This is a genomic window from Bradyrhizobium valentinum (assembly GCF_001440405.1).
In the GTDB taxonomy this organism is placed as follows: domain Bacteria; phylum Pseudomonadota; class Alphaproteobacteria; order Rhizobiales; family Xanthobacteraceae; genus Bradyrhizobium; species Bradyrhizobium valentinum.
This window is the reverse complement of record NZ_LLXX01000136.1, coordinates 48,258-56,036: the sequence shown is the minus strand read 5'-3', so window position 1 is coordinate 56,036 and position 7,779 is coordinate 48,258. Positions and strand designations below refer to the sequence as shown.

The 7,779-nt window shown below is 60.0% G+C and carries 10 protein-coding genes; 7 read left to right on the top strand and 3 right to left on the bottom strand.

What is annotated here, in order from left to right:
• Window positions 1-607: 607 nt before the first annotated feature.
• The 5 genes from CP49_RS46250 to CP49_RS23935 all read left to right on the top strand — a co-directional run bounded on the left by CP49_RS46250 (window position 608) and on the right by CP49_RS23935 (window position 2,946).
• Window positions 608-865: a Rieske (2Fe-2S) protein gene (locus CP49_RS46250; RefSeq protein WP_197423203.1), complete on the top strand. Its 258-nt coding sequence runs from the start codon at window positions 608-610 to the stop codon at window positions 863-865.
• Window positions 819-1,229 (top strand): hypothetical protein, encoded by a 411-nt coding sequence (locus CP49_RS23945; RefSeq protein ID WP_057852636.1) that lies wholly within the window; start codon window positions 819-821, stop codon window positions 1,227-1,229. Before CP49_RS46250 ends, CP49_RS23945 begins: the two co-directional genes overlap by 47 nt.
• Before the next feature lie 183 nt (window positions 1,230-1,412).
• Entirely contained in the window at window positions 1,413-1,661 is a 249-nt protein-coding gene (locus CP49_RS49345) for a helix-turn-helix domain-containing protein (RefSeq protein WP_420807637.1), read from the top strand.
• Window positions 1,662-1,806: 145 nt separating this feature from the next.
• Entirely contained in the window at window positions 1,807-2,250 is a 444-nt protein-coding gene (locus CP49_RS47710) for a hypothetical protein (RefSeq protein ID WP_057852635.1), read from the top strand.
• Window positions 2,251-2,946 carry an RES family NAD+ phosphorylase gene (locus CP49_RS23935; protein WP_057852634.1) on the top strand — a complete coding sequence of 232 codons (696 nt, stop codon included), beginning with the start codon at window positions 2,251-2,253 and terminating at the stop codon, window positions 2,944-2,946.
• Between the two features lie 677 nt (window positions 2,947-3,623).
• Here the strand turns inward: CP49_RS23935 and CP49_RS49340 are convergent.
• Window positions 3,624-3,857: a TetR-type transcription factor C-terminal domain-containing protein gene (locus CP49_RS49340; RefSeq protein ID WP_156438602.1), complete on the bottom strand. Its 234-nt coding sequence runs from the start codon at window positions 3,855-3,857 to the stop codon at window positions 3,624-3,626.
• Between the two features lie 65 nt (window positions 3,858-3,922).
• On the opposite strand from CP49_RS49340, the gene CP49_RS23930 reads away from it, so the two are divergent.
• Both CP49_RS23930 and CP49_RS23925 read left to right on the top strand, forming a co-directional pair.
• A complete protein-coding gene (locus CP49_RS23930; protein ID WP_057852633.1) occupies window positions 3,923-5,149 on the top strand; it encodes an acyl-CoA dehydrogenase family protein in 1,227 nt (408 codons plus the stop codon).
• Window positions 5,150-5,159: 10 nt separating this feature from the next.
• Window positions 5,160-5,714 carry a flavin reductase family protein gene (locus CP49_RS23925; RefSeq protein ID WP_057852632.1) on the top strand — a complete coding sequence of 185 codons (555 nt, stop codon included), beginning with the start codon at window positions 5,160-5,162 and terminating at the stop codon, window positions 5,712-5,714.
• Window positions 5,715-5,770: 56 nt separating this feature from the next.
• Here CP49_RS23925 and CP49_RS23920 read toward each other — a convergent pair whose 3' ends face one another.
• Both CP49_RS23920 and CP49_RS23915 read right to left on the bottom strand, forming a co-directional pair.
• Window positions 5,771-6,646: a polysaccharide deacetylase family protein gene (locus CP49_RS23920; protein ID WP_057852631.1), complete on the bottom strand. Its 876-nt coding sequence runs from the start codon at window positions 6,644-6,646 to the stop codon at window positions 5,771-5,773.
• 25 nt (window positions 6,647-6,671) lie between these two features.
• On the bottom strand, window positions 6,672-7,778 hold the full coding sequence (locus tag CP49_RS23915) for an LLM class flavin-dependent oxidoreductase (protein WP_057852645.1): 1,107 nt from the start codon (window positions 7,776-7,778) through the stop codon (window positions 6,672-6,674).
• Window position 7,779 lies beyond the last annotated feature (1 nt).

The window sequence follows — 7,779 nt, the reverse complement described above, 5'->3', positions numbered from 1 at the left end:
GTTTTGCAGATCGGCGGCTTGGGGCCAGAAGCGGCCATTGAACCGGATTTGAGGCTCGCGCTCGCCAAGCCGCGCTTTCGTTGTTTACGATTCACGTAATCCAGCGATGCGGCTGGCTACAGTCGGCTGACCGATGTGGACCAAGAGGGCCGCACGTCCAGCTTCAGATCCATCTGCGCTCTTGTCAATCCCAAGGTTGCCGAACACCATGGCCGGGTCGTCAAGAATACTGGACACGCGATGTTGGCTGAGTTTAGCAGCGTAGTGGACGCAGCGCTGCGCTCTTCATGTCCAGCGCCGCTCAAACACGCAGTGCCGAGCCTCGGGCACTGTCCTAACTAGTACACTGGCGAAGGCAAATTAGGACACGCTCCGACGCGACCGTCACAGGCGCGCGCCAACCTTGGCGCTCATGGCTCGCGTGCACCAGCTAGGAGACCGACCGGACGGGATCAAGATCGGGGACCTGATAGGTGACTTCCGTGCCGCCAATAGCGTTCGCGCCCTTTTGCGCCAGCCCCCCATGGCAATCTCTCGCCTTTGCGCGAGAGGATGCCTATGTTGTGGGGTACCTGCAGCGGCCCAGGTGACAATGGGAGGTATGCTCATGGACATGCCTAGCAAGAAATTTGCGCTGGCGGGCAGCCTTGAGGAGCTGAAGATCAAGGGGCGGCTAGTTGTGCATGGTGGCCATCGTCCGATCCTCGTCATCTACGACCGCGGGCGTGTCTTCGCCCTCGACAATCGGTGCCCGCACATGGGGTTCCCGCTCGAGCGCGGCAGCGTCGAGGACGGCATCTTGACCTCGCTTTCTCAATGTGCCGCCGGCGCGCATCCCGGGCGACGGCGGCGAGCAGCTCGGTGATCTGCCCGCGGATCCAGAGACGATCGGCGCCGCCTTGCTCGACGCCTTCGACCGGCAGAGACAGGTTGATCTCGCCGCGCGCCTGGTGGCACGGCATCTCACGCTCGGCCATTCGCCGCAGGCGCTGATCGCCATGCTCGCGCATGCGGTGCTGCGCGAAGATCATGCGTATCAGATGCTGGAGGCGGGAGTCCGGCAATTCGGCGCGTGGGGCGACACGGACGAGGGCCGGCACATCCTCGTCGCGGTTGCCCGCTATCTGGCGGCCCATTCACCGACCGAACGCGCGTCACTGCAGACAGCCGATATAGCCCGCCGCTTGATGCGGGGTGGCGAGCTACATCAAGAGGCTGGATCGTCCTGACGTCACGCGCTTCAGGAGCGCCCTGAGTTCGTTGCGCTCGACTTGGGTCAACGTGACACGATAACGTATATTCATCGTGGCCTCCGGGTCGGAGGCCAAACTGAATCGACAGATGGATCAAATGTCTGACGGACGCAGACCCAGCTTCACACCCAAGCAGGGCCCAGTACCTTGCCTTTATCGATGCCTATACGCGCGTGCATCGCCGCCCGCCCCGCCGAATGGGAGATGCAACGGCAGTTTGGCGTGACCCCAGCGTCAGTCCACCAGATGATCCTTACTCTCGAACGCTCAGGCTTTATTCGCCGCCAAGCGGGCGTGCCGCGCAGCACCGAAGTGCCGTTCCTCCCGAGGACCTCCCCGTCTTGCAAGTCCCGTCAAAACCTCTGTGACGAGGTACTAGGACACCTTGCGCCGTGGGAGGACCACTAGCTGTGACGCAATGGCGAATAAAACGAATGGGCGTTTCGGGTACGTATTGCTGTTTGTTCACAATAGCTTAGGCACCCCATTTCAATCACTTGAGATCCTGCCAAATGGCAGTATATTGGCTGCCAAATGGCGGAGGTCTGCTTCAATGAATCAGGCAGCGGTTAGACCGGTGATAGACCCGGGGGCGGGGCAGTCAGTGCCGAACCTCTCGGATGTTTCCACACGTGAACGACTGACGCCGTCTGCGGTCGACGGCATGGTTCGTCTTGCCGAAATCTGGCGTCTAACTGGGCCTGAGGTCTGCGCGCTTCTTGGTGACGTGTCGGAACGAACCTGGTTCCGAATGAAGAAAGGTGAGTGGTCTGGCACGCTATCGCAGGACACGCTGACCAGGATCAGCGCGCTGATCGGCATCTTCAAAGGCCTTCGGTTACTGTTTTCCGAGCCGTTGTCGGACGAATGGGTGCGGCTAGTCAACAAGGGGCCGCTCTATGGCGGCCGACGTCCACTCGATACGATGATAGAAGGTGGCATTCCGAAGATGCTGGAAGTGCGCCGGCATATCGACGCACTACGCGGCGGTTTATGAATGCCCTTGCCACCAACGTTCAACCTGACACAGCGCGACACGGTGCGGCTGATCTCAACCGGTCGGCTCAAAGACCCGGTGTTGCTTCCGCTTGCTGCCAATCACGGCGCGCTTGAAGATCTGGCTGCGCTTGAGAGTGCTACAAATGGTCGCTTGGTCGCGCAGGAGACGGGGCTTCCGCAGCTAGATCCACGCGAACTCGTGTTTGGTCGGGCCGGCTTCACGTTCATCAACGCTGCGTTCACGCATACGCGTCCGGGCGGCAATCGTTTCAATGATGACGATCGCGGTGCCTGTTATTGCGCCTTTGATGCCGACACCGCGATTGGCGAAATCTCCTATCACCTGACGCGCGAACTTGAAGCTGTCGGGCGCTTTGAAAACGTCACCGACTACACCGAACTCATTGCCGACTTCTTTGGCCCATTTCACGATTTGCGTGATGTCGACGTCGAGGTCGACCCCGCTCTGCACAAGGACCCGGCAATTGCCTATCCGGCTGGTCAAAGCCTCGCCCGACAGTTGCGGATCGACCACTCGAGCAACGGAATTATCTATCCCTCAATTCGGCACGCCAGGGGCACCTGTCTCGTGTGCTTTCGTCCCGACCTTGTTCAGAATCTGCGGCAAGGTGGCATTTGGCGTCTCGAGTGGCAGGGAGCTCCAACGCCGACTGTGACGCGTCAAGGCCAATAGGGCCATCTTCGACATTTGCGCCGTGCCCGCATGTTCATATCGACCAACACCACGGTCGCATGGGTATCGAGAGTCTTTGCGTTTCTCTGATCGAGTGCATCGGGTAGTCGATAATTCCGAAAATTGTTAGAGGGTTTGAAGATGGTCAGCATCTCTCGAGGATGTACAGAGTTGATCTTTGCGCTCATCTGGACTGGGTCGACTCGCTCTGGTCCCAGGCAGTCGTCGACGATGAGGGAGTATCCGAAGATAGTGCTGAGTTCTTTACGACTGTGATGGATACACCCCGCGAATTGTCGGTAACCGCAGGAACAGTCCGAATCTACCGGATGCCCTGGGACATCATGAACAACATCCGCAACATCCGCACGCCGATCATACACGCGCGGTTAAGGCTAGCGGGTTTGTATTCGTCGGCGGCACGATCGCGGACGACACCAGCGCCTCGACAGGTGAGCAGACTCGGAACACCCTCGGCGAGATTGCCGACTATTCTGACGGAGGCAAGACAGCTGCTTCCCGCGTCGTCAGCGCCTCGATCTTCAAAGAAAAAGGAGATGGAGGCTTGGACCGAAATTTTCGTCGACGACCTACCCGGCGCGAGCGACGGTCGGCGTGGCCGATCTCGGGGGTAGCGCGTTGATCGAGGTGGTGGTCACCGCGTTTAATGGCCGAGCTCACTGACCTGATTGTCCAGTTGCTGACCGGCCGCCGGAAAGGTCCGCAGGTGGCGCGCCGCCGTCCAGCAGAGGCGACTTTTCGATCACCAGCCCGCGGCGGGCAAGCGAACTAAACGTCTCGATGATATGTGTGGATGCCGCAGGTCCATTCGGACGATACCAGACCGACATCCCGTTCACGAAGCCGAGGATGAAGGGGTGGCTTCGGGCCACGATCCACGCCTTGATCATTGCCGATCAGGCGGTAGACTAACGAAGCTCGGGCGGCGCAAAGCAACGGAGCAGGCGAGAAACATATGGCTGGAGATGGCGTCAAGGCGGATGCGGGGTCGGCCGCGGGACCGGGTACGGCGGGCTATGCCGCCATGGTTGCGCGTGCCAAGGCTCTGATTCCAGAATTGCGCGATCGTGCTTCAAAGACCGAAGAGCTTCGCCGCCTGCCGCCGGAGACCGAGCGCGACCTGCATGATGCCGGCTTGTTCCGAGTCGTGCAGCCCAAACGTGTCGGGGGCGCTGAGCTTGACTACGTCGCTCTGGTCGATTGTGCCGATGCGCTGGGGCAGGCTGATGCTTCCGTGGCCTGGAATTTTGCCAATCTTGCCAGCCATCATTGGATGCTGGGGATGTTTGACCGGCAGGCACAGGACGCGGTCTGGGCCAGGGACGCCGATGCGCTGATCGCGTCGTCCTTCATCTTTCCAGCCGGCCGCGCGAGAAAAGCGGATGGGGGATATGTCCTACGTGGTCATTGGCCGTTCTCCTCGGGTGTCGAGTCTTGCGACTGGAACATGCTTTCCGGTGTGGTGTCTTCAGACGATGAGGCTGACGGCATCGAATACCGGATATTCCTGCTCAACAGGAGTGAGTACAAGATCAACGACACCTGGAACGCGACGGGGCTGTGCGGTACCGGGTCGAACGATGTATGGGTCGAGGATACCTTTGTTGCGGAGAAAATGACCGTCGCGGTCAGTGATCTGACCGGCGGGCCGACGCCAGGAAGCGTCGTCAATCCAAACGCGCTGTATGCGCTGCCGGTATTCTCGCTGTTTCCCTACGTGTTGTCAGGTGTCGGCTTGGGTAATGCCCAGGCCTGTCTGAATGATTACGTCGAATTCGCGCGGCATCGGGCCTCGACTTACAATCGTGCCAAGCTCAGCGACCTCCAGACGACCCAAATCAAGATCGCCGAGGCATCCGCCAAAGTCGACGCGGCCCGCCTCGTCATGCGCACGAACTGCATCGATGCGATGGCCGACGCAAGGCGGGGCCACGTTCCCGACCTTGCGGCCAAGACGAGACTGCGACGGGATGGCGCGTTCGCGGTGAACCTCTGCACCGAAGCGGTCTCGTTGTTGTTCGCAGCAAGCGGTGCGCGCAGCCTGTTCACGTCTGGCGCGCTGCAACGCCAGTTCCGCGACGCTCACGCGGTGAATTCGCACCTCGCATTCAATTTCGATGCGGCAGGAACCAATTATGGACGCGTGGCGCTTGGCCTGCCGTCCGAAAATCTGACGCTCTGAGGCCCGGCGGATGTCTGACGCACCCAAACATCCGGCTGATCCGGCCAATGAACTTGCCAGCGACAACTCGGCGATTGATCCGCGCGATTTTCGCAATGCGCTTGGCACATTCGCCACGGGCGTCACCATCGTTACGGCGATGGCGGCGGATGGGAGGCCGTATGGCGTGACCTGCAACTCCTTTGCTTCGGTGTCACTCAATCCGCCGTTGGTATTGTGGAGTCTGGGGATGTTTTCTCAAGGACTTACGATCTTCCAGAATGCCAGCCATTTCGCGGTCAATGTTCTCGGAGCTTCCCAACAAGCGCTGGCGTCGCGGTTTGCCAAATCGTCGGATGACAAGTTCGCTGACGTGAGCTGGGCGCCGGGGCTTGGCAACGCGCCGGTGTTGACCGACAGCGTCGCGAATTTCCAATGCCGCGCGGCCAACCGGTATTACGGCGGCGACCACATCATCTTCCTGGGTGCCGTCGAAGCCTACGCTTATAATCGGCAGGAACCGCTGCTGTTTGCGCGCGGCAGCTTCGGCCGGTTTATTGCCGGGGATGGCGACAAGTCCCCATGAGTGGATCGCCGAATCCCGCTACTGAACCTCCGGCGGCCTTGTGGTAGACCCGCAATTCAATTCTTTGCCATCGCTGCGCGATACCAGTCGCCAATCTCGCTGGCTGTCATCAGTGCTACGCCGTCGTGACCAAGCACATAGTCGAGCAGCGCCTCCAGATACTTGATGCGATGCGGCACGCCCGTAATATAGGGGTGAATCGAGATTGCCATGATCCGCGCATTAGATGCGCCTTCCAGGTATAGCCGGTCGAACTGATCGGTGCAGCGTTTCAGGAATTGCTCGGAAGGCAGATGCTGCAGCGCGTGGATGACGATATCATTTGTTTCGACCGAATAGGGGATCGTCGTGATGGTGCCGTGAGGCGTGGCGATATCCTGCGGCAAGTCGTCGATCACCCAGTCCGCGACATACTCGATACCGTTGAGGCGCAGCAGATCAAGTGTTTCCTCGGTCTCGGTGAGGCCGGGGCTTTCCCAGGACCGTGGCGGCTTCCCCGAAAACTTTGAAATTGTTTCGACCGAGCGCTTGATGGCGTCTGCCTGGTTCTCGACCTTGTGCATCGGCCCCTGCACAAAGCCGTGGCCCATGAATTCGAATCCAGCTTCCAACGCGGCGGATGCGACGCGCGGGTAGGAATTGCAGACATTGGCATTGATCGCCAGGGTCGCCGGCATTTTGCGGTCGGTCAGTGCCTTGAACTGACGCCAGAAGCCGGCGCGCATGCCGTACTCGTGCCATGACCAGTTCGGTATATCGGGCAGCAGCGGCTGCCCCATCGGCGGGCTTAGCACCGTGCGAGGCATGGGGTTCTCGATCCGCCACTCCTCGACATTGAGGATGACCCATACCGCAAGCTTCTTTCCGCCGGGAAGTGCGAGCTTCGGCCGGTCGATCTGTGCTTGGTAGGGGATACGATCGCTCAGCGCCACGGCAAGCGTTCCTCGTGTAAGCGGGTTATTCGGCGGCTTTGGAGCCGCTGGACGCGCCGGCATTGACCCTCGGCATGACTTTTTCGGCCATCAGGATCATCGACTGACGCCCCAGTTCCCGGTCTTTCCAGTCCTTGCCGGCATAGAGCAGCGTGCCGAAGGGCCCGATCTCTTCCTGAAAAGCCATTATCTGATCCGCTACGCTGTCCGGAGTGCCATGAATGATGAGCTTTTCGCAGATCGACTCCAGCGTCACTTCGTCGTCGGGCTGATCGCGGCGTGTCTTGAACAGCTCGATGCGACCGCCGCGCTTCAGCTTGGTAAGCAACGAGCGATAATAATAGACATAAGGCCCGTCCGGATCGGTGGCATACGCCTTTGCGGTGGCTGCGTCCTTGGCGACGAACACGCTCTTGGCAACGCGCCAATTCGCCGTGTCCGCAGGGCGGCCCGCGCGTTCGCAACCCTCGACATATTTCGGCCAATGGCTTTTCACCCAGGCCGGCATCAGGAAGTTTGCGGAGATAGGATCCCAACCACGTGCGGCGGCTTCCGTTACGCCTTTAGAGAACGGCGCCACCGCCGTCACCACGATTGGCGGGTGCGGCTGTTGCAGCGGGCGCGGAATGAAGCCCTGGCCAATGTCCTCGATCAGGGTTTTCTGAACCGATATGTTCCAGTAATTGCCGCGAAGATTGTACGGGGGATCGCTGGCCCAGATCTGAAGCACCTGGTTGATCGCCTCCAGGAACATGGCATTCCTGTCCGCTTCAAGGTTACCGAACACTTCCGCGTCCGAGAGCAGGCCACCGGGGCTGATACCGAAGATCAGGCGTCCGTCGAGCATGTGATCGAGCATGGCGATCGAGGCTGCAATAGCAGCCGGATGAGCGTTCGGCATGTTGACGGTGCCGGTGCCAAGCTTGATCCGCCTGGTTGCCGCAGCGAGCCATGCCATGAAAGCTATGCAGGACGTAATGTTCTCGGCTCTGTCGGTGGTGTGCTCGCCGACATAGCCCTCGGTGAATCCGAGCTCGTCAGCTAGCAGGAAAGCCTCTCGATCCTCCTTGAGCGAAAGCCGCCAATCCTTGTCGACAGGATGGATCGGCATCGTAAAGAACCCAAGCTTCATG

What these genes read in the sequence shown, in the direction of transcription:
- CP49_RS23935 (WP_057852634.1), top strand. Translation starts at nt 2,251, where the DNA reads ATGCCCTTGCCACCAACGTTCAACCTGACACAGCGCGACACGGTGCGG.
- CP49_RS23915 (WP_057852645.1), bottom strand. Translation starts at nt 7,778, where the DNA reads ATGAAGCTTGGGTTCTTTACGATGCCGATCCATCCTGTCGACAAGGAT.
- CP49_RS23925 (WP_057852632.1), top strand. Translation starts at nt 5,160, where the DNA reads ATGTCTGACGCACCCAAACATCCGGCTGATCCGGCCAATGAACTTGCC.
- CP49_RS46250 (WP_197423203.1), top strand. Translation starts at nt 608, where the DNA reads ATGGACATGCCTAGCAAGAAATTTGCGCTGGCGGGCAGCCTTGAGGAG.
- CP49_RS47710 (WP_057852635.1), top strand. Translation starts at nt 1,807, where the DNA reads ATGAATCAGGCAGCGGTTAGACCGGTGATAGACCCGGGGGCGGGGCAG.
- CP49_RS49340 (WP_156438602.1), bottom strand. Translation starts at nt 3,857, where the DNA reads ATGATCAAGGCGTGGATCGTGGCCCGAAGCCACCCCTTCATCCTCGGC.
- CP49_RS49345 (WP_420807637.1), top strand. Translation starts at nt 1,413, where the DNA reads ATGCCTATACGCGCGTGCATCGCCGCCCGCCCCGCCGAATGGGAGATG.
- CP49_RS23930 (WP_057852633.1), top strand. Translation starts at nt 3,923, where the DNA reads ATGGCTGGAGATGGCGTCAAGGCGGATGCGGGGTCGGCCGCGGGACCG.